Annotated in this window: 23 protein-coding genes and 1 riboswitch; of the genes, 19 read left to right on the top strand and 4 right to left on the bottom strand. The window is 66.8% G+C overall.

What is annotated here, in order from left to right; translation table 11 throughout:
- Positions 1–170: 170 nt before the first annotated feature.
- Positions 171–2,399, top strand: a complete 2,229-nt coding sequence (locus tag CIW53_RS11330; RefSeq protein WP_149364835.1) for an NADP-dependent isocitrate dehydrogenase — start codon at positions 171–173, stop codon at positions 2,397–2,399.
- 75 nt (positions 2,400–2,474) lie between these two features.
- Here the strand turns inward: CIW53_RS11330 and CIW53_RS11335 are convergent, their stop codons facing one another.
- Entirely contained in the window at positions 2,475–3,107 is a 633-nt protein-coding gene (locus CIW53_RS11335; RefSeq protein ID WP_149364836.1) for a LysE family translocator, read from the bottom strand.
- Positions 3,108–3,127: 20 nt separating this feature from the next.
- Positions 3,128–3,209: riboswitch (ZMP/ZTP riboswitch) on the bottom strand.
- A 129-nt stretch (positions 3,210–3,338) separates the two neighbouring features.
- Between CIW53_RS11335 and CIW53_RS11340 the strand changes: the two genes are divergently transcribed.
- Positions 3,339–4,349 carry a TraB/GumN family protein gene (locus tag CIW53_RS11340; RefSeq protein ID WP_149364837.1) on the top strand — a complete coding sequence of 337 codons (1,011 nt, stop codon included), beginning with the start codon at positions 3,339–3,341 and terminating at the stop codon, positions 4,347–4,349.
- Positions 4,350–4,360: 11 nt separating this feature from the next.
- Here the strand turns inward: CIW53_RS11340 and CIW53_RS11345 are convergent, their stop codons facing one another.
- A complete protein-coding gene (locus CIW53_RS11345; protein ID WP_149364838.1) occupies positions 4,361–5,305 on the bottom strand; it encodes an aldo/keto reductase in 945 nt (314 codons plus the stop codon).
- A gap of 109 nt (positions 5,306–5,414) precedes the next feature.
- Entirely contained in the window at positions 5,415–5,594 is a 180-nt protein-coding gene (locus CIW53_RS11350; RefSeq protein WP_149364839.1) for a hypothetical protein, read from the bottom strand.
- Positions 5,595–5,701: 107 nt separating this feature from the next.
- On the opposite strand from CIW53_RS11350, the gene CIW53_RS11355 reads away from it, so the two are divergent.
- From CIW53_RS11355 to CIW53_RS11375, 5 genes are all read left to right on the top strand, one after another.
- Entirely contained in the window at positions 5,702–6,622 is a 921-nt protein-coding gene (locus CIW53_RS11355; protein ID WP_149364840.1) for a LysR substrate-binding domain-containing protein, read from the top strand.
- A gap of 71 nt (positions 6,623–6,693) precedes the next feature.
- Positions 6,694–7,806: an S-(hydroxymethyl)glutathione dehydrogenase/class III alcohol dehydrogenase gene (locus CIW53_RS11360; RefSeq protein ID WP_149364841.1), complete on the top strand. Its 1,113-nt coding sequence runs from the start codon at positions 6,694–6,696 to the stop codon at positions 7,804–7,806.
- 175 nt (positions 7,807–7,981) lie between these two features.
- Entirely contained in the window at positions 7,982–8,644 is a 663-nt protein-coding gene (locus tag CIW53_RS11365) for an NYN domain-containing protein (RefSeq protein WP_149364842.1), read from the top strand.
- A gap of 74 nt (positions 8,645–8,718) precedes the next feature.
- Positions 8,719–9,654 (top strand): class I SAM-dependent methyltransferase, encoded by a 936-nt coding sequence (locus tag CIW53_RS11370; RefSeq protein WP_149364843.1) that lies wholly within the window; start codon positions 8,719–8,721, stop codon positions 9,652–9,654.
- A gap of 15 nt (positions 9,655–9,669) precedes the next feature.
- Positions 9,670–10,206, top strand: coding sequence for an rRNA large subunit pseudouridine synthase E (locus CIW53_RS11375; RefSeq protein WP_149364844.1), 537 nt, complete (start codon positions 9,670–9,672; stop codon positions 10,204–10,206).
- A gap of 36 nt (positions 10,207–10,242) precedes the next feature.
- On the opposite strand, the gene CIW53_RS11380 is transcribed toward CIW53_RS11375, so the two are convergent.
- Positions 10,243–11,040, bottom strand: a complete 798-nt coding sequence (locus CIW53_RS11380) for a TatD family hydrolase (protein ID WP_149364845.1) — start codon at positions 11,038–11,040, stop codon at positions 10,243–10,245.
- A gap of 473 nt (positions 11,041–11,513) precedes the next feature.
- Between CIW53_RS11380 and gspE the strand changes: the two genes are divergently transcribed.
- From gspE to hrpB, 12 genes are all read left to right on the top strand, one after another.
- Positions 11,514–13,247, top strand: a complete 1,734-nt coding sequence (gspE, locus tag CIW53_RS11385; RefSeq protein ID WP_149364846.1) for a type II secretion system ATPase GspE — start codon at positions 11,514–11,516, stop codon at positions 13,245–13,247.
- A 1-nt stretch (position 13,248) separates the two neighbouring features.
- The gene (gene gspF / locus CIW53_RS11390; protein WP_149364847.1) at positions 13,249–14,466 is read left to right on the top strand and encodes a type II secretion system inner membrane protein GspF; all 1,218 of its coding nucleotides are present in this window, start codon (positions 13,249–13,251) and stop codon (positions 14,464–14,466) included.
- Between the two features lie 111 nt (positions 14,467–14,577).
- Complete coding sequence (gene gspG / locus CIW53_RS11395; RefSeq protein WP_149365038.1) at positions 14,578–14,997, top strand: type II secretion system major pseudopilin GspG; 420 nt, start codon at positions 14,578–14,580, stop codon at positions 14,995–14,997.
- Positions 14,998–15,080: 83 nt separating this feature from the next.
- Entirely contained in the window at positions 15,081–15,551 is a 471-nt protein-coding gene (locus CIW53_RS11400) for a GspH/FimT family pseudopilin (RefSeq protein ID WP_277949637.1), read from the top strand.
- Positions 15,552–15,574: 23 nt separating this feature from the next.
- Positions 15,575–16,069 (top strand): prepilin-type N-terminal cleavage/methylation domain-containing protein, encoded by a 495-nt coding sequence (locus tag CIW53_RS11405; RefSeq protein ID WP_242451872.1) that lies wholly within the window; start codon positions 15,575–15,577, stop codon positions 16,067–16,069.
- Positions 16,066–16,737, top strand: coding sequence for a prepilin-type N-terminal cleavage/methylation domain-containing protein (locus CIW53_RS11410; protein WP_149364849.1), 672 nt, complete (start codon positions 16,066–16,068; stop codon positions 16,735–16,737). The genes CIW53_RS11405 and CIW53_RS11410 overlap by 4 nt, the downstream gene beginning before the upstream one ends.
- A 35-nt stretch (positions 16,738–16,772) precedes the next feature.
- The gene (locus CIW53_RS11415) at positions 16,773–17,600 is read left to right on the top strand and encodes a type II secretion system protein GspK (RefSeq protein ID WP_343192316.1); all 828 of its coding nucleotides are present in this window, start codon (positions 16,773–16,775) and stop codon (positions 17,598–17,600) included.
- Entirely contained in the window at positions 17,597–18,805 is a 1,209-nt protein-coding gene (locus tag CIW53_RS11420) for a PilN domain-containing protein (RefSeq protein ID WP_149364851.1), read from the top strand. The genes CIW53_RS11415 and CIW53_RS11420 overlap by 4 nt, the downstream gene beginning before the upstream one ends.
- The gene (gspM, locus tag CIW53_RS11425) at positions 18,802–19,452 is read left to right on the top strand and encodes a type II secretion system protein GspM (RefSeq protein ID WP_149364852.1); all 651 of its coding nucleotides are present in this window, start codon (positions 18,802–18,804) and stop codon (positions 19,450–19,452) included. The genes CIW53_RS11420 and gspM overlap by 4 nt, the downstream gene beginning before the upstream one ends.
- Entirely contained in the window at positions 19,449–20,177 is a 729-nt protein-coding gene (locus CIW53_RS11430) for a general secretion pathway protein GspN (protein WP_149364853.1), read from the top strand. Before gspM ends, CIW53_RS11430 begins: the two co-directional genes overlap by 4 nt.
- A 3-nt stretch (positions 20,178–20,180) precedes the next feature.
- A complete protein-coding gene (gspD, locus tag CIW53_RS11435; protein ID WP_149364854.1) occupies positions 20,181–22,805 on the top strand; it encodes a type II secretion system secretin GspD in 2,625 nt (874 codons plus the stop codon).
- Between the two features lie 74 nt (positions 22,806–22,879).
- Positions 22,880–25,405: an ATP-dependent helicase HrpB gene (gene hrpB, locus CIW53_RS11440; protein WP_149364855.1), complete on the top strand. Its 2,526-nt coding sequence runs from the start codon at positions 22,880–22,882 to the stop codon at positions 25,403–25,405.
- The last annotated feature ends 145 nt before the right edge of the window (positions 25,406–25,550 follow it).

A 25,550-nucleotide genomic window follows, 5' to 3' on the forward strand; every position in this document is an offset into this window, starting at 1 on the left:
GCGGCTGCCTGCTTTCGCCGCTGCGGCGAAAACGCGACAATGGACGGCTTTCGTCGAGGCCGAATTCCGCTTGCCCGCGGCGGTCTTGAGCGATCCGGTTACCGTTGCGCGACGGCCGGGTGGCAGTGCCCCATTCCTGAAATGCGCCAGCAGAGAGGTCCATACCGACAATGTCCACCACGCCCAAGATCATCTACACGCTGACCGATGAAGCCCCGTTCCTGGCCACGCAGTCGCTGCTGCCGATCGTCGCCGCGTTCACCAGTTCGGTCGGCATCCGTGTGGAAACGCGCGACATCTCGCTGGCCGGCCGCATCATCGCGCTGTTCCCCGAAATGCTGAAGGACGACCAGCGCATCGCCGACGACCTGGCCGAGCTGGGCAAGCTGGCGACCACGCCCGAGGCGAACATCATCAAGCTGCCGAACATCAGCGCCTCGATGCCGCAGCTGAAGGCGGCGATCAAGGAGCTGCAGGGGCAGGGTTACGCGCTGCCGGATTACCCGGATACGCCGGCCAGCGACAGCGAGAAGGACATCAAGGCGCGCTACGACCGGGTCAAGGGCAGCGCAGTGAACCCGGTGCTGCGCGAGGGCAACTCCGATCGCCGCGCGCCGGTGTCGGTGAAGCATTACGCGCGCAAGCATCCGCACCGGATGGGTGCGTGGAGCGCGGACTCGAAAACCCACGTGGCGCACATGGAGGGCGGTGACTTTTACGGGACCGAGAAGTCCGCGCTGATCGACAAGGCCGGCAACGTCAGCATCGAGTGGTTCGGCAAGGACGGCAGCCACAGCGTGCTGAAGCCGAAGACCGCGCTGCTCGCCGGCGAGATCATCGACGGCGCGGTAATGAGCCGCAAGGCGCTGGCCGCCTTCATCGACGCGCAGATCGAGGCGGCCAAACGGCAGGGCGTGCTGTTCTCGCTGCACCTGAAGGCCACCATGATGAAGGTCTCCGACCCGATCATGTTCGGCGTGGCGGTGGGCGAGTTCTACAAAGATGTGCTGGCGAAGCACGCCGATGCGCTGAAGCAGATCGGCTTCAACCCGAACAACGGCATCGGCGACCTGTACGCGCGCATCGGCGCGTTGCCGGAAGCGCAGCAGGCGGCGATCAAGGCCGACCTCGACGCCGAGTACGCGCAGCGTCCGGGCGTGGCGATGGTCAATTCGGACAAGGGCATCACCAACCTGCACGTGCCCAGCGACGTGATCATCGACGCGTCGATGCCGGCGATGATCCGCGACTCCGGCAAGATGTGGAATGCGAAGGGCGAGCTGCAGGACATCGTCGCGGTGATCCCCGACCGCAGTTACGCCGGCGTGTATCAGGCCACCATCGAGGACTGCAAGGCGCACGGCGCGTTCGATCCGGCCACCATGGGCAGCGTGCCGAACGTGGGCCTGATGGCGCAGGCGGCCGAGGAATACGGCTCGCACGACAAGACCTTCCAGATTGCCGGCGACGGCGTGGTGAAAGTGCTCGACGAAGCCGGCACCGTGCTGTTGCAGCACGACGTGGAAGAGGGCGACATCTGGCGCATGTGCCAGACGAAAGATGCGCCGATCCAGGACTGGGTGAAGCTGGCGGTGAGCCGTGCGCGCCACACGCCGGCCGTGTTCTGGCTGGATCCGCAGCGCGCGCACGACGCGCAGGTGATCAAGAAGGTCGAGCGCTACCTGAAGGACCACGACACCAGCGGCCTGGACATCCGCATCATGGATCCGGTGGCTGCCACCAGGTTCTCGCTGGAGCGCATCCGCCAGGGCCTGGATACCATCTCGGTCACCGGCAACGTGCTGCGCGACTATCTCACCGACCTGTTCCCGATCATGGAGCTGGGCACCAGCGCGAAGATGCTGTCGATCGTACCGCTGATGGCCGGCGGCGGCCTGTTCGAGACCGGCGCCGGCGGTTCGGCACCCAAGCACGTGCAGCAGTTCCTGGAAGAGGATCATCTGCGCTGGGATTCGCTGGGCGAGTTCCTCGCGCTGGCCGCCTCGCTGGAGCATCTCGCCAGCCGCTACGACAACGCCGCGGTCGACGTGCTGGCGAAGACGCTGGACCAGGCCAACGGCAAGTTCCTGGACACCGACAAGTCGCCCTCGCGCAAGGTCGGCGAACTGGACAACCGCGGCAGCCATTTCTATCTCGCGCTGTACTGGGCGCAAGCGCTGGCCGCGCAGGAGGAGGACGCGGCGCTGAAGGCGAGGTTCGCCCCGCTGGCCCGTGCGCTCGAACAGAACGAGGCGAAAATCGTCGACGAACTCAACCGTGCGCAAGGCAAGCCGGTCGACATCGGCGGCTATTACCACCCGGATCTGACGAAGGTCAGCCGGGCGATGCGCCCCAGCGCGACCCTCAACGCCGCACTGGCGGAACTCGCGGCGCACTGACGGCGAGCCTGCGAATGGCCGTCCGGACGGCTGCGCGAAACGGGGTGCCTCGGCACCCCGTTTCCTTTCCGGGAATCAACGTTTCGACTGTACCGCCATGTGCATCGCCAGGCCCGCAAGTACCGTACCCATCAGCCAGCGCTGTACCGCGAGCCACAACGGGCGGCCGGCGAGAAAACGGGCCATGGAGCCGGCCATCAACACGATCAGCGCATTCACGGTAAGGCTGATCGTCATCTGGGTGGTGCCCAAAGCTACCGATTGCAGCAGCACGCTGCCGTGGCCGGGAACGATGAACTGAGGCAGCAGCGACAGGTACAGCACGGCGGCCTTCGGGTTCAGCAGGTTGGTCAGGAAACCCATCGCGAACAACTTGCGCGGACTGTCGCGGTCGAGCTGGCGCAGATGAAACGGCGAACGCCCGCCGGGCCGCACCGCCTGCCAGGCGAGATAGAGCAGGTAGGCCATGCCGGCGAAGCGCAGGGCGTCGTAGGCCAGCGGCACGGTGAGCAGCAACGCGGTGATGCCCAGTGCGGCGCACAACATGTAGAGGATGAACGCCAGTGCGATGCCACCGAGCGAGATCAGTCCCGCCACGCGGCCCTGGCAGATGGAGCGGGAGATCAGGTAGATCATGTTCGGCCCCGGGGTCAGTACCAGACCCAACGCGATGAGGGCGAACGCAAGCAGCTTGGATGATTCGGGCATGGCACGGACCTGGCAGGATCGGAGGGTGCCCAGGCGCGCGGCTCGCTGACGTCCGCGTTCCCCGATGGTGATCCACCCGAAGCGCCAGTAGCGCGAACGGCGCGAGTATGCCACGGCCGCCTGGCCGGTCGCTGCCGTCGCGGCGCGGAAGTCTTCAGGCGCCGTCGGTTCGGAAATCTCCGGTTCGGGGAAGCTCTGCGACAATGGTCGTTTTGAAGTGGAGCAAGGCGAATGCGCCTGCCGTACGCGATCGTTCTGTTTGCACTGTGCGGCCTTGCGCCGGTTGCCGCGCAGTCGGTGGCGGACGGCACGGCGCCGTCGCCGGTGCATGCGGCTGATCTGCCCGCCGTGGTGGTCAGCGGCGTGCAGCCAGGGCCTGGGTTGTGGAAGGTCTCGAAGGGCGAACACGTGATGTGGGTGCTCGGCACGCTGTCGCCGTTGCCGCGCGGCATGCAGTGGCGATCGCAGGAGGTGGAACAGGTGATCGGCGCATCGCAGCAGGTGCTGCTGGCGCCATCGGTCAAGCTGAAAGCCGATGTCGGCTTCTTCGGCAAGCTGTTCCTGTTGCCCTCGGCCTACGGTGCGCGCAAGAACGAGGACGGCCAAACCCTGCAGCAGGTGTTGCCGCCGCCGGTATACGCGCGCTGGCAGGTGCTGAAGCAGAAATACATCGGCGACGATCGCGGCATCGAGCGCTGGCGGCCGCTGTTCGCGGCGCAGGAGCTGTACAGGAAAGCCCTGAAGGCGAACGGACTCAGTCGTTCCGGCGGCGTCGGGTCGAAGGTCGAGGCGCTGGCCAAGCGCTACGGTGTGCCGGAGGTGTCGGCCGACTATCCCGTGCTGATCGAGCATCCGCGAGCGGCGATCAAGGCTTTCAGGCAGGCCGCGCCGCACGACATCACCTGCTTCATCCGCACGCTGGACAGCGTCGAGCACGATCTGCCGGCGATGACCGCGCGCGCGAACGCCTGGGCCACCGGAGACTTGCCGGCACTGCGCGAGCTGCCCGACAGCGACCGCCGCGATGCCTGCGTGGCGGCGCTCACCGGGGCCGGTTTCGCACAGACGCTGGGCCTCGACGACGTGCCGGCGAAGCAGCGCGCCGTGTGGCTGGCCGCCGCGCGCAAGGCGCTGGCCGCGAACGCGCAGACCTTCGCGCTGCTGCCGATGGACGAGCTGCTGAAACCGGATGGCTACCTGGCCGCCTTGCAGGCCGAGGGTTATCGGATCGACGCGCCGTAGGACGCGCGTGCTCAGGCGCTGGCCAAGTCCAGTTGGGCGATCTCGTTGTCGTCGAGCTGCAATGAGGTGGCGCCGAACAGTTCGCGCAACTGTTCCACGCTGGTGGCGCTGACGATCGGTGCGGTCAGGCCGGGACGGGCGATCAGCCAGGCCAGCGCAACCTGGGCGGGCGTGGCCTGGTGGGCGGCCGCTACCGCATCCAGCGCGGCGAGCACCTGCAGGCCGTGCGGGTCGAGGAATTTCTTTACCGCCCCACCGCGGGCGCTGCTCTTGGCCAGGTCGGCCGCGCTGCGGTACTTGCCGCTGAGGAAGCCGCTGGCCAGCGCGTAGTAGCTGATCACGCCAATGTGCTCGCGGCGGATCAACGGCTCCAGGTCCTTTTCGTAGCCGGCGCGGCTGACCAGGTTGTATTCCGGCTGCAGGCTTTCGTAGCGCGGCAGGCCGTGGCGTTTCGACATGGCCAGTGCGTCGGCGAAGCGCGCGGCGGAGAAGTTGGACGCGCCGATCACGCGGATCTTGCCGGCTTCGATCAGGCGCGCGAATTCGCCAAGGGTTTCCTCCATCGGCACGCTGGCATCGTCTTCGTGCGCCTGGTACAGGTCGATGCAGTCGACCTGCAGTCGCTTCAACGAACCGTCCACCGCCTGCCGGATGTTCACCGGCGAGAGGCCCGGCTGCTCGACCCACTTGGCGACCTTGGTCGAGATCACCACCTGCTCGCGCTTGCCGCTGCGCTTGAGCCACTTGCCGATGATGGTTTCCGACTCGCCGCCACGGTTGCCCGGCACCCATGCCGGATAGACGTCCGCGGTATCGATGAGGTTGCCGCCGGCGTCGACGAAGGCGTCGAGCAGTTCGAACGAGCGCGCTTCATCCGCGCTCCAGCCGAATACGTTGCCGCCGAAGGCGAGCGGGGCGATCGAAAGTGGCGAGTTGCCAAGTGGGCGCTTGTGCATGGAATGCCTCGGATAGCGGCTGACGAAAAATCTGCGCGTCACCCGACGGGCGACGCGCGCAACTTAACCGAGGTGGCTGCATATCCTTGGTATTCAAGCCCGGGCTTCCTCAACGTGGGCCCATGATCCGTGGCCAGACATTTGCACAGCACGCGAGAACGCTGCGCCTGGTCGTGGCGACGTCCTTGCACTGCGCCTGTTTGCTCGATGTATCGGGGCGCCAGTCCAGATCTTCCTTGTGCAGAAGATGGCCATGCAGAAACAACAGGTCTTTCCAGATCGAGTTCATGGGGAGCCTCCTGGGGAAGCTGGTGACTTGGGGTGAGCTCAAGGTACGCGCGCCACAGGCCGCCAAAAAGCGATATATTCGCAAGCCAGACTTGAGGAATATTCAAGATGGGTAGACTTCCGCTGGGCTTGCTGCAACAGTTCGTGCTGGTCGCCCGGCTGGGCAATCTGTCGCGTGCGGCGACGCAGGCGAACCTCACCGTCAGCGCGCTCAGCCATCAGATGAAGCAGCTTGAAGAACGGCTGGAGCGGCGCCTGTTCGAGCGCGGGCCGCGCGGCGTGACGCTGACCGTCGAGGGTTGCAGCCTGCTGGAAGCGGTCGGCGAACATTTCGACCGCATCGAACACGCGCTGGCGAGCTATCGCACCCGCCACCACGATGCGCTCACGCTCAGTGCCAGTCCCGGCATCATGTCGAGCTGGCTGGTGCCGCGACTGCCGCGACTGGTCGCAGCGCATCCGGAGCTGGAGCTCAGTCTGCAGTCCGGTTCGACCCTGGTGAATTTCGAGCGCGAGCCGGTTGACGTGGCCTTGCGTTACGGTCGCGGCGACTGGGCAGGCCTGCATTGCGAACGGCTGTTCGGCGAATGGATCGCACCGGTGGCTGCGCCCGAGCTGGTGGCGCGAATGGGCGATACCGATCCGCACGAGCTGACGCGCTGGCCCCTGCTCGGCGAACCGGCACCGTCCACGCGATGGCACGACTGGTTCGCGCGTTCCGGCGATACGCCGCCGAGGCGCTACGTGGCCCAGTTCGACAGTCTCGACGCGTTGCGCCACGCGGCGCTGGAGGGTCTCGGCGTGGCGCTGGGACGGATGGTGACCTCGAAGTCGCTGATCGATGCCGGGCGCTTGCAGGTGCTGGGCGAAAACTACCTGGCGGTGAAGGAGGCGTACTGGCTGGTGTATCCGCCGCGCTCTCAGGAGCATCGCGGCTTGCAGCTGTTCCGCGAATGGCTGCTGGCCGAGGCCGACGACTACCGCCGGCAGATGTCGGCGTTCCGGCCCGGCGACACGGCGGTCGATTGATGCGGTTTCGCAAACGGGCCGGACGCGTCATCATCGTGGGTCGTTGCCGGTCCATCGTCAGGAGTTGAACCATGAAGTCACGCGCCGCCGTCGCCTGGGAAGCAGGCAAGCCGCTCAGCATCGAGCAGGTCGACGTCGCCGGGCCGAAAGCCGGCGAAGTGCTGGTCCGCATCGTCGCCACCGGCGTCTGTCACACCGATGCGTTCACCCTGTCCGGGGCCGATCCGGAGGGCCTGTTCCCGGTGATCCTGGGTCACGAGGGCGGCGGCATCGTCGAGGAAGTCGGCGAAGGCGTCACTTCGCTGAAGGTGGGCGACCATGTGATTCCGCTGTACACGCCCGAGTGCGGCGAGTGCGAATACTGCCGTTCCGGCAAGACCAACCTGTGCCAGAAGATCCGTGTCACCCAGGGGCGTGGCCTGATGCCGGACGGCACTTCGCGCTTCTCGCTCGACGGCAAGCCGCTGCTGCACTACATGGGCACCAGCACGTTCAGCGAATACACCGTGCTGCCGGAAATCTCGGTGGCGAAGATCAACAAGGCCGCGCCGCTGGAGAAGGTGTGCCTGCTCGGCTGCGGCATCACTACCGGCATCGGCGCGGTGCTGAACACGGCGAAGGTGGAACCGGGCGCGTCGGTGGCGGTGTTCGGCATGGGCGGCATCGGGCTGTCGGTGGTGCAGGGCGCGGTGATGGCGAAGGCCGGGCGCATCGTGGTGGTCGACACCAACCCGGCGAAATTCGAGATGGCGAAACTGCTTGGCGCAACGGACTTCATCAATCCGAAGGATTACCCGGACACGCCGATCCAGCAGGTGATCGTCGAGCTTACCGACGGCGGCGTGGACTATTCGTTCGAGTGCATCGGCAACGTCCACGTGATGCGCTCGGCACTGGAGTGCTGCCACAAGGGCTGGGGCGAGTCGATCATCATCGGCGTGGCCGGCGCGGGCCAGGAGATCAGCACGCGGCCGTTCCAACTGGTCACCGGTCGGGTCTGGCGCGGCTCGGCATTCGGCGGGGTGAAGGGGCGCTCGCAGCTGCCCGGTTACGTCGAGCGCTACATGGCCGGCGAAATCAGGATCGACGAGATGATCACCGAGGTGCTGCCGCTGGAGCGCATCAACGACGCGTTCGAGCTGATGCACGAAGGCAAGGTGATCCGCTCGGTGATCCATTACTGAGGCGCGTCCACCAGAGACGTCCTTCGATTGTGGGAGCGGCTTCAGCCGCGATGGCTTTCCTGACCCCATCGCGGCTGAAGCCGCTCCCAAAGTAGAATGGGCATATGCGGTCGGCCCCATTCTTCCCGGCGGCATTCATTCTTTTTTCAACTCCGTTCATCCATAAGGTCGTCCAATGAACCGCACCGCCATCCTCGTCGACGGCGCCTTTTTCCTCGCGCGCTACCGCAAGGTCTATGGCGAGCGCGACGCCGGTGATGCGCGCGCGGTGGCGAAAACCGTGTTCGGCATGGCGCTGGAACACCTGAAGGCGGTCGATCGTCCGCGCGAGCAGTTGTACCGGATCTATTTCTACGATTGCCCGCCACTGGAGAAGAGCTTCACCAAGCCGATCAGCGGCGACAGCATCGACTTCGGCCGTACCAGTGCCGCGGCCTTCCGCCGCGAGCTGCATGACCAGTTGCGCCGCCAGCGCAAGATGGCGCTGCGGCTGGGCCGGCTGGCCGAGCGCGGCGAGTGGCAGTTGAAGCGCAACGCCTACCAGCAGTTGCGCGAGGGCAGTCTGCACTGGGACGATCTGGGCGACGAGCATTTCGAGCCGGACATGCGCCAGACCCAGGTCGACATGAAGATCGGCATCGACATCGCCGCGCTGACCTACAAGAAGCTGGTCGACCAGATCATCCTGGTCGCCGGCGACGCGGATTTCATCCCGGCCGCGAAGCTGGCCCGCTACGAAGGCATCGACTTCATCCTCGATCCGATGTGGCAGGGCATCGCATCGGATCTGCACGAGCATATCGACGGCCTGCAGTCGGTGTGCCCGCGACCGTTCTGAGGCCGCTGTCGATCCCGCACAACCTCGTCGACACATGGCACAAGTCCGGACGTCCACACGCACAGGAGTATTCGATGAACAGCTGGAAAGAAACACGGATGGCAAAGGCTCGTTTTGGCGTGGCGCTGCTGTTGGCAGCGTGGCTGAGCCTGCCGGGCGTGGCCGGCGCGCAGGCGACACCGGCCGCATCGACCGAGCCGGACCAGCCGACCGACATGCTGGTGCCGCCGACCAGCGCCAGCGACTTCACCTCCAGCCAGCTGGACAGCATCCTGGCCGGTGACTGGCGCGCGCCGAAGAATCGCGCCCGCGACGTCTATCGCCACCCCAAGGCCACCCTGCAGTTCTTCGGCGTGCGGCCGGACCGGACGGTGATCGAGATCACCCCCGGCGGCGGCTGGTATGCCGAAATCCTGGCGCCGCTGCTGCACGACGACGGACATTACATCGCCGCGGAGAAGATGCCGACCGCCGACAGCGAGGCGCGCAGCGACGACAGTGCCTTGCGCAGGAAATTCGCCGCCGATCCGGCGCACTACGGCAACGCCCGCATCGTCGAATTCGATCCGAAGGCACCGGTGTTCGGCCCGCCCGACTCGGCCGACCTGGTGCTGACCTTCCGCAACGTGCACAACTGGGTCATGGCCGATACCGCCCCGGCGATGTTCAAGGCGTTCTTCGCGGTGCTGCGGCCCGGCGGCGTGCTCGGCGTGGTCGACCACCGCGCCGACGAGGGCGCCTCGCTCGAGTCGGTGAAGGGCAGCGGCTACCTGCCCACCCGTTACGTGGTGAAGCTGGCGACCGAGGCGGGTTTCACGCTGGACGAAAGCAGCGAGATCAACGCCAATCCAAAGGACACCAGGGACTACCCGAAGGGCGTCTGGACGCTGCCGCCCACCTTGACCCTGGGTGAGCAGGATCGGTCGAAATATCTGGCGATCGGCGAGTCCGACCGGATGACCTTGCGCTTCACCAAGCCGGCGGCACCGGCCGCTTCGACCACGCCCTGATTCGAACGTGGCACGATGCTGATCGCCTTCAACAAACCGTACGGCGTGCTGTGTCAGTTCACCGACACGGACGGTCGCCGCACGCTGGCCGAATTCATACGGCAAAAAGACGTCTATGCGGCTGGACGTCTGGATCATGACAGCGAGGGACTTCTGCTGCTGACCGACGACGGTCGGCTGTCGCATCGAGTCACCGATCCCCGGCACAAACAGGCCAAGACCTATCTGGCGCAGGTCGAGGGCGAGATCGATGAGGCGGCATTGCGGGCGCTGCGTCGTGGCGTGGTGTTGAACGATGGTCCGACCCTGCCGGCTGACGCTGCTTTTGCCACAGAACCGGAATGGCTGTGGCCACGCGATCCGCCAGTACGCTATCGCAAGAGCATTCCCACCAGCTGGCTCAGCCTGACCCTGAGCGAAGGCCGCAACCGCCAGGTGCGTCGGATGACCGCGGCGGTCGGTTTTCCGACCTTGCGCCTGATCCGCGTGCGCATCGGCGGGTATGCGCTGGATGGGCTGGCCCCGGGCGAGTCGCGCATCGTCCCGATGTAGGAGCGCGCGCCACCAGGCTTGATCCGGGATGCGTTCCTACGTGCGCGCGGGCAAACCAAAAAATGCCTCGGCCGTCGCCGTGCTGTTCGCCGCGGTCACCTCGGCCGGCTCGCCGCGATCGCGCGCAATCTCCTCGCAGATGTGCTTGAGGTACATCGGTTCGTTGCGTCGGTGGGCCGGCTGCGGACGTACCGTGCGTGGCAGCAGGTAGGGTGCGTCGGTTTCGATCATCAGGCGGTTCGCCGGGATCTCGCGCACCAGTTCACGCAAGTGGGAGCCGCGGCGTTCGTCGCAGATCCAGCCGGTGATGCCGATGTGGCAATCCAGCTCGAGGTAATCGTGCAAGGCCGCCGCGGTGTCGGTGAAGCAGTGCACCACCGCGGCGGGAATGCGATCGCGATAGCGCCGCAGCAACGCGACGAAATCGTGGTGCGCGTCGCGCTGATGCAGGAACAGCGGCTTCTGCACTTCCACCGCGATCTGCAACTGGCGCTCGAATGCCTGCAGTTGCACGTCGCGCGGCGAATAGTTGCGGTTGTAATCCAGCCCGGTCTCACCGACCGCACGCACTTCCGGCTGCCGTGCAAGCTCGCGCAGAAGTGCGTCGGTGGCATCGTCGTAATCGATCGCATGATGCGGATGCACGCCGGCGGTCGCGCGCAGCACGTCCGGATGGGCGCGCGCCAGCGCCAGCGCATGTTCGCTGTCGGCACGCGATGCGCCGGTCACCAGCATGCGGTTGACGCCATGCTCCGCCGCGCGCCGAATCACATCGGCCAGATCGTGCCGGAACGATTCATGACCGAGATTGGCGCCTATATCGATAAGCTGCATGGCGAGCCCGCAAAAGCGGTGATTGTCGCAGGCGCATCGTCAACTTTGGAATGGCGTATCGGAATTATTCCCATTGACAGCCACTCGGCGCCGTCAGTAGTTTCGGCCGCTTGCCGACTCTCCGGGGAGAGAGCGGCAGCGTCCATCCTCGGTGATCGGCGTGCGTGCGAATGCCGATGTCGCGAATGATTCGAAAGGGGAGCAAGGCGGCAGATCGTTGGCGCGGCGTTCACCGTCCGGTACGCCGGCGCGGTATCGCTTTGCGTGGCAGACAGGCTTGTCAAATCGACAGGAAACGGCACTCAAGTATCGGTTTCTGTCAACAGAATGTGTTTTCGGCCGATCGGGAAAGATTCGTTCAGAATCGTCCCGCGTGGCGCTCGCTTGTAGCCGGCGGGATGTGATACCAATAGCTATTGCCAATCTGCGTCGGGGGGCGCCGAACAGGCCATTAACCCGAGTGAGGTAGGTGAATGTCGGCAGCCATCGAGCCGGTGATCAGCACGACGCGCGAAACAGTGGACGATCGCGAGGGGGACGTCTGTGCATGGCTGGTTGCGCGTGGTCGCCTCAAGGACAGCGATCTCGGGCGAGCGCGGCGTCTGCACGAGGAGTCGGTCGAAGGCACGCTGACCACGCTGATGGCGCGGCTCGGCCTGGTGTCCGAGCGTGACCTGGCCGAGGCCTGGGCCGAATTGCTGCAGGTGCCGCTGCTGTCCGCGCGCGATGCGCCGGAGCTGCCGCCGGCCGATCTCGACGTGTCGCTACGCTTTCTCAAGCAGCAGCATGTGGTGCCGGTTCAGGACGATGAACACGGCCTGACGCTGATCGTCGCCGATCCCGCCGATCCGTATCCGTTGCAGGCGGTCGAATTGGCCGCGGGGCGGCCGGTCGCATTGCGGGTCGGCTTGCGCTCGGAAATCGACGGGTTGATCGAACGTTATTACGGCACCGGCCGCTCGGCGATGGGTACGATTGTCGAGAACCTCGACGGCAGCGCCGCCGAAGAGGACGACGTCGAGCATCTGCGCGATCTTGCCTCCGAGGCACCGGTCATCCGGCTGGTGAACCTCATCCTTCAACGCGCGGTGGAGCAGCGCGCTTCGGACGTGCATGTCGAACCGTTCGAGAATCGCCTGAAGGTGCGTTATCGCATCGACGGCGTGTTGCACGAAGTGGAAGCGCCGCCATCGTCATCGACGGCGGCGGTGATCTCGCGCGTGAAGATCATGGCGCGGCTCAATATTGCCGAACGCCGGCTGCCGCAGGACGGCCGCATCCAGTTGCGCGTGCAGGGCAAGGAACTGGATCTTCGCGTGTCCACCGTGCCGACCAGCTTCGGGGAGTCGGTGGTGATGCGCATCCTGGATCGCGAGTCGGTGGTGTTCGACTTCGCCTCGCTCGGCTTCACCGACAGCTTCCAGCAACGTTTCATCGACGTGCTGGAAAAGCCGCATGGCATCCTGTTGGTCACCGGCCCGACCGGTTCGGGCAAGACCACCACGCTGTACACCGCGCTGTCGCAGATCAACACCAACGACGTGAAGATCATCACCGTCGAGGACCCGGTCGAATACCAGCTCGAAGGCATCAACCAGATCCAGGTGAAGCCGCAGATCGGGCTGGATTTCTCAGGCGCGCTGCGCTCGATCATGCGCCAGGACCCGGACGTGATCATGATCGGCGAAATGCGCGACCTGGAGACCTGCCGCATCGCGATCCAGTCCGCGCTCACCGGCCACCTGGTGCTGTCCACGTTGCACACCAACAGCGCTGCCGGCGGCATCACGCGCCTGCTCGACATGGGGGTGGAGGATTACCTGCTCGGCTCGACCATCAACGGCATCCTGGCGCAGCGGCTGGTGCGCCGGCTCGACCCGGAAACGGCGATCCCGTACGAGGCGCTGCCCGAGGTGATCGCACAATTCGAGCTGGAGAAGTACACCGACGAGCGGCCGATCCGACTGTGGAAACCCGGCAGCAGCGCGGCCAATCCCAGCGGCTACCACGGTCGCCGCGCGATCATGGAATTCCTGACCATGAGCGACCCGCTGCGCCGGCTGGTCATGCAGCGTGCCGATGCAGGCGAGATCGAGAAGCAGGCGCGCGCCGAAGGCATGCGCACCATGTACGAGGACGGCATCGCCAAGGCGGTCGCCGGTGTCACCACGCTGGAGGAGGTCCTGCGCGTCACGCAGGACAGTTGACGTGGCACAGTTCCGTTACAAGGCGATCAGCGACGTCGGCGAGGCGTTGCAGGGGCAGATGGAGGCCGCCAACGCCGAAGAGGTGATCGCGCGGCTGCAGGACCAGGGCCATACGCCGCTGGACGCGCGGCCGGCCGATGGTGTCGGTGGCGGAAGCGGCTTCGCGGCGCTGTTCAAGCGCGGTCCGTTCACCGGCGACCAGCTGGCCCAGTTCACCCACCAGCTTGCCACCCTGCTCGGCGCCGGCCAGCCGCTGGATCGCGCGCTCAGCATCCTGCTCGACCTGCCCGAAGGCGAGCACGCGAAGAAGCTGGTGGAGCGCGTGCGCGATCGCGTGCGCGGCGGCAACACCCTGTCGTCGGCACTGGACGAGGAACATGGCGTGTTTCCCAAGCTGTACGTCAGCCTGGTGCGGGCCGGCGAGGCGGGCGGTTCGCTGGAGGAAACCCTGCGCCGGCTCGCGGACTACCTGGAACGCGCGCAGGCGATGCGCGGCAGCATCGTCAATGCGCTGATCTATCCGGCCTTTCTGATGGTCGGCGTGCTCGGTTCGCTGGTGCTGCTGCTGGCGTACGTGGTGCCGCAATTCGTGCCGATCTTCGAAGACATGCAGGTGCCGATCCCGTGGATCACGCAGGCGGTGCTGGTGGTCGGCAACACGTTGCAGGCATGGTGGTGGCTGATCCTGCTGCTGCTCGCCGGCGGCTGGTTCGTCTGGCGCGCGCGCCTGCGCGACCCGGCCGCGCGGCTGGCCTGGCACGCCCGGCTGCTGCGGCTGCGCCTGGTCGGCCCGCTGCTGCTGAAGGTGGAGACTGCGCGAATCGCGCGCACTCTCGGCACCTTGCTGAAGAACGGCGTACCGCTGTTGAGCGCACTGACCATCGCGCGCCAGGTCACCGGCAATCTCGCTCTGGACACCGCACTGGACGCGGCGCATGAGCAGGTCAAGGGCGGCGCCGGACTGAGTTTCGCGCTAGGCCAGTCGAAGCTTTTCCCGCGACTGGCGATGCAGATGGTGCAGGTCGGCGAGGAAGCCGGCCAGCTCGACACCATGCTGCTGAAAGTGGCCGATACATTTGAACTTGAGTCCAAACGAGCGATCGACCGTCTGTTGGCCGCGCTGGTTCCGGCGCTGACCATCGTGATGACGGTGATGGTGGCCATCATCATGGCGGCGATCCTGCTGCCGCTTTTGAGTCTGACCAGCAACATCCAGTGAAACTTGGAGATATTCATGATTGAACACTCAATGCGATCCGGAATTCGGGATTCGGAATTCGCAAAAGCGAGCGGCTGGCGCAGAGGCGCCTTGCCGAATCCCCCATCCCGAATCCCTGATCTCGGGCGAGCTTCGCGCGCCCGCGGCTTCACCCTGCTGGAAATGCTGGCAGTGATCGTGCTGATCGGCATCATCGGTGCGGTGGTGGTGACCCAGGTCGGCAAGAACGTGGACAAGGGCAAGTACGGTGCCGGCAAGGCGCAGTTGATGACGCTGAGCCAGAAGATCGAGAACTATTCGCTCGACAACGGCTCGCCGCCGCAGCAACTGGAAGGGCTGGCGGTGAAGCCGGCCAATGCGCCGAACTGGCAGGGGCCGTACGCGAAGGAATCCGATCTGAAAGATCCGTGGCGGCACGACTTCGGCTACCAGTATCCGGGCCAGCACGGCAGTTTCGACCTGATCTTCTACGGCCAGGACGGCAAGCCGGGCGGCGACGGCTACAGCAAGGACGTGGGTAATTGGCAATGAAGCCTGGATTCGGGATTCGGGATGGGGGATTCGGCAAGGCGCATCTGCGCCAGCCGTTCGCTTTTGCGAATCCGCCATCCCGAATCCCGAATCGCGGGCACGCTTCGCGCGCCAACGGCTTCACCCTGCTGGAAATGCTGGCGGTGATTCTGTTGATCGGCATTGCGGTGGCGGCGGTGTCGGTGTCGGTGACCCAGGGCCTGGCCAGCGCGCGTGTGCGCGCCGCCAGCAGCGAACTGGCCGGTGCGTTGCGGGCCACCCGCGCGCAGGCGATCGTGCGCGGGAAGGAACAGAACTTCGACGTCGATACCAGCGCGAACAGCTATCGCAGCGTAAGGCAGAAAGACGTGCGCCTGCCCAAAGGCCTGCGCGTGAGCATCACCAGCGCGCAGGCGGATCAACCCAACGACCATACCGGGCGCATCCGGTTTTTCCCTGACGGCAGCTCGACCGGCGGGCGGATCACGCTGCAGAGCGGCAAGCGCCAGTGGCATGTCAATGTGTCATGGCTGACCGGCGAAGTGCGCGTGGTCGACACGGTTGCAGTCCGATGAAAGCCGGGAATCGGGATTCGGGAATGGGGATTCGGCAAGGCGCGTCAGCGCCGGCCGCCCGCTTTTGCCATTCCCCATTCCCGATTTCCCATTCCCGGCAGCAAAGCGGCTTCAGCCTGCTCGAAGTGATCGCCGCGATCATGCTGCTGGCGATCGCGTTCACCGCGTTGATGAAGGTGGCTGGTGCGTCGATCAGCCTGACCCACAACGCCGCCGAACACAGCGAGGCGGCGATGTGGGCGCGCAGCCTGCTCGACAGCGCGTTCGTGGGCGAGCCGGTCAAACCGGGCAGCAGCTCGGGCCGGTTCGACCGGCAATTTCGCTGGCAACTCGAGGTCACCCCGTGGAACGGTGCGGGGATCGCCGCACCGAACGCACCACTGCATCTGTACCAGCTGGACCTGGACGTGCTGTGGGGGCCGACGGCGCATCCGCGCTCGGCACATTTCCGCACCCTGCGACTGGGTGGGCCACAGGTCGGCGGCGCCCAGCTCGACGATTCGCAGGCAGCCCGATGAAACGGGCCGCCGGTTTCACCCTGCTGGAGGTACTGGCCTCGCTGGTCCTGCTGGCGTTGCTGCTGGTCGGGGTGTACTCGGGCATCCGCACCGCCTCCCGCAGCGTGCAATCGGGTACCGCCGCGATCGATCGGATCGATCAGATCCGATCGGCCCAGCAGTTCATACGGCGCGAACTTTCGCAAAGCCTCCTCCAGCCTATCGATCACACGGCCGCGGGCGAGCCGGTCTATTTTGTCGGCACCGCGCGCGAGATGCGCTACGTCGCGCCCTTGCCCGGCTATCTCGGCAAACTCGGGCCGCAGTTGCAGCAACTGCAACTGGTCGATGACGGCCACGGCGGTCTGCGTCTGGAGTTGAGCCTGGCCCTGCTGCCGCCGAACGACGAGGAGGCCCCGGTCCCGCTGGGCGATCCGCAGGTACTGCTCGATCACATCGGCAGCGGCGGCTTCACTTATCGCGGCACCGATCTGCGGGGCCGCGCGGTGCCGTGGTCCGCCGCGTGGGCCGATGGTCGACTGCTGCCGCAATTGGTGCGCATCGATCTGCATGCACGGGGCGACCAGGACTGGCCGCAGATGCAGGTTCCATTGCGCCTGAATCCGGTGAACAACGCCGGTGCGAATGGTCTGTCGCGGATGGGCCTTGGCGCGGGAGGTGCGCGATGAGGCGGTGCCTGTCCCGACGGTCCGGACAGCGCGGAGTGGCGTTGCTGCTGGTGCTGTGGGCCTGCACGCTGCTGGCGATCCTGCTTGGCGGCTATGCCGCGCTGGCGCGCACCGAGGGCCTGCAGGCACGCTACGACTTTGCCCAGACCCAGGCGCATTACGCGGCCGAGGCCGGCGTGATGCGGGCGGTGTATGGCTTGCAGGATCCGCAGGCGAAACAGCGCTGGATCGGCGACGGGCGAACCTATACGTTCCATTACGGCGACGCCACGGTGCTGCTGTCATCGGTCGACGAAGGCGGCAAGGTCGATCTCAACACCGCCTCGCCCGAAGTGCTGCAAGCCCTGTTCCAGGCCGCCGGGATGCCGCAGGCACAGGCACAGATACTGGCCGGCCGCGTGGTGGATTGGCGCAACCCGGTCAACCTGGTGGGCGCGGCCGACAGTGGCCGCGAGGCATATGCCGCGGCCGGACGCGACTACGGTCCGCGCAACGCGCCGTTTGCCAGTGTCGAGGAGTTGCAGATGGTACTGGGCATGACCCCGGCGCTGTACCGGCAACTGGCGGGCGTGATCACGATCTGGTCGGGCAGCACGAGTCCGGATCCGGACATGGCGCCGCCGCTGGCGCTGGCCGCGATCCCGGGAATGACGACCCAGCAACGCGAGGCGATCGAGGCCGCACGGATCAAGCACGCGAACGATCCGAGCCTGATCCTCAATAACGGCACGACGCACAGTATCCGGTCGGAGGCCACGCTGGCCGACGGCACCCGTGCCGTCCTGCGCGTCACGGTTCGCCTGCAGTCGGGGCAGGCACAATCCTATGCGGTACTGCGCTGGCGGGAGGGAACGGCGGAATGAGTACGGTGATGCAGCCATGGCGGCCATGGGTTGACCGTCTGCGTCGCGGCTGGCGTGCTTCGCCATTGCCGGGGTTCCTCGACTGGTGGGGCGGCGAACTGCGCAACCTGCTGCCGGTGCGCTGGCGTGGCTGGTTCGGCAGTGGTGCCGATTGGCATCTGCTGCAACATGTCGACGGGCTGTGGCGCTTGCGCCGCAGCGGCCACAGCGAATTGCTGGCGAGCTGGAGCGACCCGGTCGATGCCGTTGGCGGCGACATCCGCACGTCCGATGGCCACCTGCAATCGGCGGTGCTGGAAGCTGCATGGCGCCATGTGGATCGGGAAGATCGGCGGCTGGCGCTGCTGCTGCCGTCCGCCGTCGTTCTGCGGCGAACGCTGGCCTTGCCGCTGGCCGCCCGCGACAACCTGCAGCAGGTTGCCGCCTTCGAGATGGATCGGCAGACGCCCTTCAGCGTGGCGCAGGTGTATTACGCCGCGCGCGAGCTGACCACGCCGGCACCGGCGGGCCGCTTCCATGCGGAGCTGGTGGTGGTCAAGCGCGACACGGTCGATCCGCTGCTGGCCAATCTGCGTAACCAGGGCATTGCGGTCGATGCGGTGGATCTGGCAGTGGCGGACGCGCGCCTCGGCGTCAACCTGTTGCCGCCGGAACAGATCCCGCGCCGCACACATCCGCGTCGACGCCTGAACCTGGCGCTGGCCGCCGCCTGCGTGCTGCTGCTGGCACTGGTGCTCGGCGAGTGGCGGCACAACCGGCAACTGGCGCTCGTCCAGATGCGAAGCGAGGTCGCGGCGATGGGCGGCGAGGCGCAGCAGGTCGCTGCGTTGCGTCAGCAATTGCAGGACAACGCCGGTGCCGCCGGTTTCCTGGCCGAGCGCAAGAAGAACACCGTAAGCATGCTCGCCCTGCTGCAGGAGACCACCGCACGCCTGCCCGACAGCGCCTGGCTGGAGCGCTTCAGCGTCGACAATACGGGCCAGATCGGCTTCCAGGGACAAAGTAAACAGGCGGCCAAACTGCTCGACACGCTGAAGGACTCGCGCCTGATCACCGATGCCAGTTTCCAGGGCAGCATCCAGCCTGATCCCACCACCGGCAAGGAGCGCTTCTACCTCACCGCGCGGGTCAACGAACCGGCCGCCGGCAAGGCGAAAAAGCCGCCTGCGGCGGCGGCATCGACGGACGACGGGGACACGCCATGAAGATGGCCGCACTCAATCCGCGCGACAGTCGCATAGCGGCGATCGGGCTCTTGTTGCTGGTGCTGCTGCTGGGCTATTTCGTATTGCTGCACTGGTGGTTCGTGGCGCCGCTGCAGCAGATCCGCAGCGAGATGGCCGACTTGCGCGATACGCACAGCCGCTATGCGGCGGCGATCGCCGAGAAGCCGGCGCTGCAGCAGCGCATCGCCGCGCTCGGTGCCGGCCAGGCCGCCAGCAGCGCGTTCCTCGCCGCGGATGATCCGAACACCGCCGCGGCCGATTTGATGCAGCGCGTGGTCGACGTGGTCGCCGCCAACACCGGCGGCGGCAGCTGCACCGTGAGCCAGAAGATGCCCTTGCCCAGTCCGCCACCCACGCCCGGCGAACCCTACCGCCAGGCGGCGGTGAGCATCAGCCTGAGTTGCGACATCCAGACGCTGGCCGCCGTATTGCAGGCGCTGGAACAAGGCACGCCCTACCTGTTCATCGACGACCTCAGCATCTATCGCAACCCGGTGGCCGCGCAGCAGAACCACGCCGCCTCGCTGGAAGTGCAGTTCACCGTGTCCGGCTATGTGCGCCCGCCACGTGCCCGGTCGACGACAGCCGCTGCCGCATCGACCGATGCCGCCGGAGGCACGCCATGAACGCCGCCAACCAGCGTCAACTGACCCCGATCCTGGCAGCGATCGCCGTGCTGCTGGGCGCCGTGCTGCTGATGTTGCTGCTCGGCATCGGTGCCACGGCTCACTGGAATCCGCCGCGGGCGCTGGCCCCGCTGCCGCCGGCCGGCAAATCCGATGCCCTGCCCAGGCCGGTGCCGTTGCAGCAGTTTGCGCTGGTCTGGCAGAAGCCGCTGTTCAACCCCGAGCGCAAGCCGGTGGCACGCGCTGCCGATGGTGGCAGCAGCCTGGGCGATCTCGATCTGACCGGCATCATCCTCACCCCCAGCCTGCGCATGGCCTTGCTGCACGACCGCAACGGCGACAAGCAGGTGCGACTGCGCGAAGGCGAATCGTTGCCCGACGGCAGCGTGACGCTGGTGGAAGTCCATCCGCGTTCGGCGCTGTTCGATTCGTCGGCAGGGCGCTCCGAGTTGAAGCTGCCTGCCGGCGCGCCGATCGACGTGAGCCGGCCCGAAGGACCGCACGCCGACGAACTGCTGAGCCCCGGCGCTGACGAGCCGGAGGCCGACGAGGCACGCAGGCCGCCGGTGCTTTCCGGCAGCGAAATCATCGCGCCGCCCACGGTCACGCCGCAGCAACGGGCGAGGCCCGAGCATGCCCGCGAATCGGCCGTCGAGCGGTTGCGCAAGAACATCCAGAAACGTCGGGCTGAACGCGCCGCCGCCGCCCGCAAAGGAGATCATTGAGCCATGTTCCGCACCCTTTACCCGCAAGTCCTGCGCACCATCACGCTTGCCGTGGTCGTGTGCATGGCCGGTTGCGCCAGCCTGCCGCAGCCGCACGACGATGGTGCATTGCAGCGCGAGGCGATGGCCGGCACCCGAAACCCGGTGCCCGCGCTGTTGCCGCTGAACAACAACGCCACCGCGCCCACCGAGACCACCGCCAAGGAAATCAGCCACGGCAGCGGCCAGTTCATCCGGCCCGGCGCGCTGATCAAGCCGCGCCCGGCGGCCAGCGGCGGCGGCGCGGTCACCTTCAATTTCGAGAACCAGCCGGTGCAGGCGGTGGTCAAGGCGATCCTCGGCGATCTGCTCAAGCAGAACTACACCATCGTGCCGGGCGTGCAGGGCAACATCTCCTTCTCCACCTCCGAGCCGGTGGATTCCAGCCAGGCGCTGCCGATCCTGGAAACGCTGTTGTCGTGGACCAACAACGCGCTGGTGCAGCGCGACGGCGGCTACGTGGTGATGCCTACCAAGGACGCGGTGGCCGGCAACATGGTGCCCAGCCTGGGCGCCGCGGCGCCCAAGGGCGGCATGCAGGCGCGGCTGTTCCCGCTGCGCTACATCTCCGCCACCGAGATGCAGAAACTGATCAAGCCGTTCGCGCGCGCCGATTCGGTGCTGCTGGTGGACCCGGCACGCAACCTGCTGGTGATGTCCGGCACGCCGCAGGAACTGGCGAACTACCAGAGCATGGTGCGCACCTTCGACGTCGACTGGCTGCGCGGCATGTCGGTGGGCGTGTTCAACCTGCAGTACGCGAACGTCGGCGAGCTGATGCCGAAGCTCGACGGCATGTTCGGCGTGCACGGCGACACCCCGCTGGCCGGCATGCTGCGTTTCATTCCGATCGAGCGGACCAATGCGATCGTGGTGATCAGCACCCAGCCGGAATATCTGCAGGAAGTGGGCGACTGGATCACCAAGATCGATCGCGGCGGCGGCAACGAGCCGCAACTGTTCGTGTATGACGTGCGCAACATCAAGGCATCGGACCTGGCCAGGTACCTGGCGCAGATCTACACCAACAGCGCCGGAACCGGCGGCGACAATGGCGGCCAGGTCGGGCCGGGACTGGGCGGCGGCACGCTGGGCAGCGCCGACAACGCCAACGGGGCGACCAGCATGGGCAGCACCGCCGGCAGCTTCGGCAGTCCGGCCGAAGCCTCGCGCGACAGCGGGGCATTTGGCGCGGGCAATGGATCCGGCGCGAACGCGGGCCTGGGCACCACCGGCGCGGACAACCGCGAGGGCAGTTCGGCCGGCAGCTTCGGCAGCAACATGCCTGCGTTCGGCAATGGTGCCGCCGGCACCGGCAGCAACGCTCCGAACGAGCAGCAATACACCTCCAGCGACGGCAGCGTGCGGATCAGTTCGGTCGACGGCAGCAATCAGTTGCTGGTGCGCGCACGGCCCTCGCAATGGGAGGAGATCAAGGGTGCGATCCACAAGCTCGACAACGTGCCGCTGCAGGTACAGATCGAGACCCGCATCCTCGAAGTCAGGCTCACCGGCGAATTCCAGTTCGGCGTGCAGTGGTACCTCGAGGGCCTGACCGGCAGTACCGGCAGTCCCGCCGATGGCAATTTTGTCCCCGGCGAACCTTACCGGCATCGCCAGGTCGGCCTGGGCCAGGGCGGCAACGCGTTCGGCGGCGAGCCGTTCTTCTATTCCTTCCTCAACAGCAACCTGCAGGTTGCCGTGCGCGCGATGGAAACCAGCGGCAACACCAAGACGCTGTCGGCGCCGTCGATGGTGGTGATGAACAACCAGAACGCGCACATCCAGGTGGGCGACCGCATCCCGGTCAACCAGACCAGCGTCAACACCGGCATCGGCAACACCACCAGCTTCAGCCAGGTCGAGTACCTCGACACCGGCGTGATCCTCAACGTGCAACCGCGGATCAATCCCGGCGGCCTGGTCTACATGAACATCAGCCAGCAGGTCAGCCAGCCGAACAACGCGGTGCCGCTGGTCAACGGCAACCGGACCATTTCCAAGCGCGAGCTGGCCACCCAGGTCGCCGTGCAGAGTGGCCAGACCGTGCTGTTGGGTGGCCTGATCCAGCAGGACGAAGGCAATACCGACACCGGCATTCCGGGGCTCAACCGCATCCCCGTCCTGGGCCGGCTGTTCGGCAGCACCAATCGCAGCCGCAATCGCACCGAGCTGATCGTGCTGATCACGCCGCGGGTGATCCGCGGCGGCGCGGATGCGAAACAGGTCACCGACGACTACCAGGAGAAGTTCGAGTCGCTGGCGCCGCTGCGTGCCGCTGCCGGCAACGGCAAGGCCGCCACGCTGACCCCTGAAACAGCGGTGCCGCCGGCCACAACGTCGCCGGCCATGCCGAGCTGGCCGGACCAGTTGCACCAGCACGCCGAGATCGCGCTGGCCAAGGCCGACTATGCGACGGCAGAAGATCTGGCGATGAAATCGTGGCAGCAGGGTGCGCGTCAGGGCGGCATGTGCGAACGCAACTGGCAGGTCGTCATCGAGGTGCGCAAGCATGCGAACGATCAGAAGGGTGTCGAGGCGGCGCGCAAGCGACAAGCCGAGTGTCGGCTGCCGGCAACGCAGCCGTAGCGAAGCAAGGGCAAGCGCGGCCATGGAGGGCCACCGAGGGCCGGTCGAGGCGGCAGCCGTTATCATTCGCGCGAATGACTTCAGCCCCGCCCGTTTTCCCGATCACGCCGCTGCTGCCGCAGATCCGTGCCTCGCTCGCCGCCCATCCACGGCTGGTGCTGGAGGCGCCGCCCGGTGCCGGCAAGACCACCCAGGTACCGCTGGCCCTGCTCGACGCCGACTGGCTGGCCGGCCACAAGATCGTGATGCTGGAGCCGCGCCGGATCGCGGCGCGCGCCGCCGCGCAATTCATGGCGCAGCAGTTGGGCGAGGTGGTCGGGCAAACCGTCGGTTACCGGATCCGCTTCGAATCGAAAGTGAGTGCGGCGACCCGGATCGAGGTGGTCACCGAAGGCATCCTGACCCGGCTGATCCAGCACGATCCGGAGCTGGCCGGGATCGGCGCCATCGTGTTCGACGAATTCCACGAGCGTCACCTGGCCGGCGACCTCGGCGCCGCGTTGGCGCTGGACGTGCAGGGCACGCTGCGACCGGACCTGCGTCTGCTGCTGATGTCGGCCACGCTCGACGGCGAGCGCATCGCGCGATGGCTGGACGCGCCGCGGCTGTCCAGCCCTGGGCGCAGCTTCCCGGTGCGCATCGAGCATCCGCCGGCGCGCACGCAGGAAAGCATCGAGCACCAGCTCGCCCGCGTCGCGCGCCAGGCGCTGGATGAAAATGACGGCGACGTGCTGGCCTTCCTGCCCGGTCGGCGCGAGATCGCGCGCGTGCAGGCGGTGCTGGCGCAGACGCTGGTCCGCGATGACGTCGAGGTGCTGGCGCTGCACGGGGAACTCTCGCTGGCCGAGCAGCAGGCCGCGCTGGCGCCCGCCGAGCCGGGCACCCGGCGTATCGTGCTGGCGACCAACGTGGCCGAGTCCAGCATCACCCTGCCGGGCATCCGCGCCGTGATCGATGCCGGTCTTGCGCGCGAGCCACGGTTCGATCCGAATTCCGGCTTCACCCGGCTGGAGACGGTCGCCATCTCGCAGGCCTCGGCCGACCAGCGCGCCGGCCGCGCCGGTCGCGTAGCGGCGGGCACGGCGTATCGGCTGTGGCCGCAAAGCAAGCGGCTGGAGGCGGCGCGCACGGCGGAGATCGGCCAGGTCGAACTCTCCGCGCTGGCCCTGGAACTCGCCGCATGGGGTGTCACCCAGAGCAGCGCCGATGGCATGCGCTGGCTCGATCCGCCGCCGGCCGGCGCTCTGGCGCAGGCGCGCGACCTGCTGGGTCGGCTCGGCGCGCTCGGCAGCGATGGCCGGATCACCGCGCTGGGTCGCCGGATGCTGGAGCTCGGTGCCAGCCCGCGCCTGGCCGCCGCGGCCCTGCGTGCACCCATCGAACTGCATGCGCTGATCGCCGACCTGCTGGCGTTGATGGAGGCGCGTTCGCCGTTGCGCGGAACGCAGGCGCGCAGTGACGATTTCCGCGTGCGGGTGATGGCGCTGCATGCATGGCGCGACCGGCGCGGCGCGCTGGCACGTGGCGAAGTCGATACCGGTGCGCTGGCCGCGATCGAGCAGGCCAGCAAGGGCTGGCGCAGACGTCTGGACGTCCGTACCGCCGCCAGTGGCGTGCCGAACGGTCATGCCGTAGGCGAACTGCTGCTGCACGCCTTTCCCGATCGCGTCGCCCGCCGCGATGACAACAATCCGCTGCGCTACACGCTGGCCAACGGTCGTGGTGCGCGCCTGCACGAGAACACCGCGCTGCACGGCGAGCCGTGGCTGGTCGCGCTGGATCTTCGCCACGAAGCCCGCGACAGCCTGATCTTCGCGGCTGCGCCACTCGATCCGGATGCACTGGAGCGCGATTATCCGGCGCAGTTCACGCGCGAACGCACGTTGCGCTGGAACGATCAGCGCGGCGCGGTGGAAGCGTTCGACGAGCAGCGCTTCGGCGCGATCGTGCTGGATCGCCGCAGCGTGCCGGTGAACGCGCAGGACGCACTGCCTGCGCTGCTTGCCGCAGTGCGGGCCCGCGGCATCGACGTGCTGCCGTGGAGCGGCCATGCGCGGCGATTGCGCGCGCGCATGCAGGCGTTGCGTGCATGGATGCCGGAGCTGGGGCTGGCGGACGTCTCCGACGCAGCGCTGCTGGCATCGCTGGACGACTGGTTGGCACCCTGCCTGGACGGCATGCATCGACTCGATGAGCTGGATGCGGACACCCTGTCGCAGGCACTGGCGAGGCGGTTCGATCATGAGCAGCGCCGCCTGCTCGACACGCAGGCGCCGGAAAGTCTCGTCGTGCCGAGCGGCCAGCGCCGACAACTGGAGTATGCGAACGGCGAACCGCCGGTGCTGGCGGTCAAGCTGCAGGAACTGTTCGGCCTCGCCGACACGCCGCGCATCGGTGGCGGACGCATTCCGGTCACGTTGCACCTGCTTTCGCCGGCCGGCCGGCCGATCCAGGTCACGCAGGATCTGAAAGGTTTCTGGGAGCGGACCTATCCGGAGGTTCGGCGCGAATTGAAGGGTCGTTACCCGCGCCATCCATGGCCGGACGATCCGTGGACGGCCATGGCGACGCACCGCGCGAAACCGCGCGAACGACGCTGAAACCGCTGGGGTCGCGCGGTCTGTTTGACCTGGCCGGTGCGGCTGCCGGATAGTGTCCGCAAGGGTTGTCGTCCATGCGGCCGAACTCATCAAGCATGTGGGGAGTTTTCTTGCGAGCAACCAAGGATTCCGGCGCTGCTCCCCC

This window comes from Rhodanobacter sp. T12-5, from assembly GCF_008329435.1.
Classification (GTDB): domain Bacteria; phylum Pseudomonadota; class Gammaproteobacteria; order Xanthomonadales; family Rhodanobacteraceae; genus Rhodanobacter.

Excerpts from the sequence above, each read along its gene's own strand:
- CIW53_RS11405 (WP_242451872.1), top strand. The coding sequence starts at position 15,575 with ATGGGGATTCGGCAAGGCGCGTCAGCGCCGGCCGCCCGCTTTTGCCAT.
- CIW53_RS11375 (WP_149364844.1), top strand. The coding sequence starts at position 9,670 with ATGCTGATCGCCTTCAACAAACCGTACGGCGTGCTGTGTCAGTTCACC.
- CIW53_RS11355 (WP_149364840.1), top strand. The coding sequence starts at position 5,702 with ATGGGTAGACTTCCGCTGGGCTTGCTGCAACAGTTCGTGCTGGTCGCC.
- CIW53_RS11330 (WP_149364835.1), top strand. The coding sequence starts at position 171 with ATGTCCACCACGCCCAAGATCATCTACACGCTGACCGATGAAGCCCCG.
- hrpB (WP_149364855.1), top strand. The coding sequence starts at position 22,880 with ATGACTTCAGCCCCGCCCGTTTTCCCGATCACGCCGCTGCTGCCGCAG.
- gspE (WP_149364846.1), top strand. The coding sequence starts at position 11,514 with ATGTCGGCAGCCATCGAGCCGGTGATCAGCACGACGCGCGAAACAGTG.
- CIW53_RS11335 (WP_149364836.1), bottom strand. The coding sequence starts at position 3,107 with ATGCCCGAATCATCCAAGCTGCTTGCGTTCGCCCTCATCGCGTTGGGT.
- CIW53_RS11370 (WP_149364843.1), top strand. The coding sequence starts at position 8,719 with ATGAACAGCTGGAAAGAAACACGGATGGCAAAGGCTCGTTTTGGCGTG.
- CIW53_RS11365 (WP_149364842.1), top strand. The coding sequence starts at position 7,982 with ATGAACCGCACCGCCATCCTCGTCGACGGCGCCTTTTTCCTCGCGCGC.
- gspD (WP_149364854.1), top strand. The coding sequence starts at position 20,181 with ATGTTCCGCACCCTTTACCCGCAAGTCCTGCGCACCATCACGCTTGCC.
- CIW53_RS11340 (WP_149364837.1), top strand. The coding sequence starts at position 3,339 with ATGCGCCTGCCGTACGCGATCGTTCTGTTTGCACTGTGCGGCCTTGCG.
- gspM (WP_149364852.1), top strand. The coding sequence starts at position 18,802 with ATGAAGATGGCCGCACTCAATCCGCGCGACAGTCGCATAGCGGCGATC.
- CIW53_RS11360 (WP_149364841.1), top strand. The coding sequence starts at position 6,694 with ATGAAGTCACGCGCCGCCGTCGCCTGGGAAGCAGGCAAGCCGCTCAGC.
- CIW53_RS11410 (WP_149364849.1), top strand. The coding sequence starts at position 16,066 with ATGAAACGGGCCGCCGGTTTCACCCTGCTGGAGGTACTGGCCTCGCTG.
- CIW53_RS11345 (WP_149364838.1), bottom strand. The coding sequence starts at position 5,305 with ATGCACAAGCGCCCACTTGGCAACTCGCCACTTTCGATCGCCCCGCTC.
- CIW53_RS11380 (WP_149364845.1), bottom strand. The coding sequence starts at position 11,040 with ATGCAGCTTATCGATATAGGCGCCAATCTCGGTCATGAATCGTTCCGG.
- CIW53_RS11350 (WP_149364839.1), bottom strand. The coding sequence starts at position 5,594 with ATGAACTCGATCTGGAAAGACCTGTTGTTTCTGCATGGCCATCTTCTG.
- CIW53_RS11430 (WP_149364853.1), top strand. The coding sequence starts at position 19,449 with ATGAACGCCGCCAACCAGCGTCAACTGACCCCGATCCTGGCAGCGATC.
- CIW53_RS11420 (WP_149364851.1), top strand. The coding sequence starts at position 17,597 with ATGAGTACGGTGATGCAGCCATGGCGGCCATGGGTTGACCGTCTGCGT.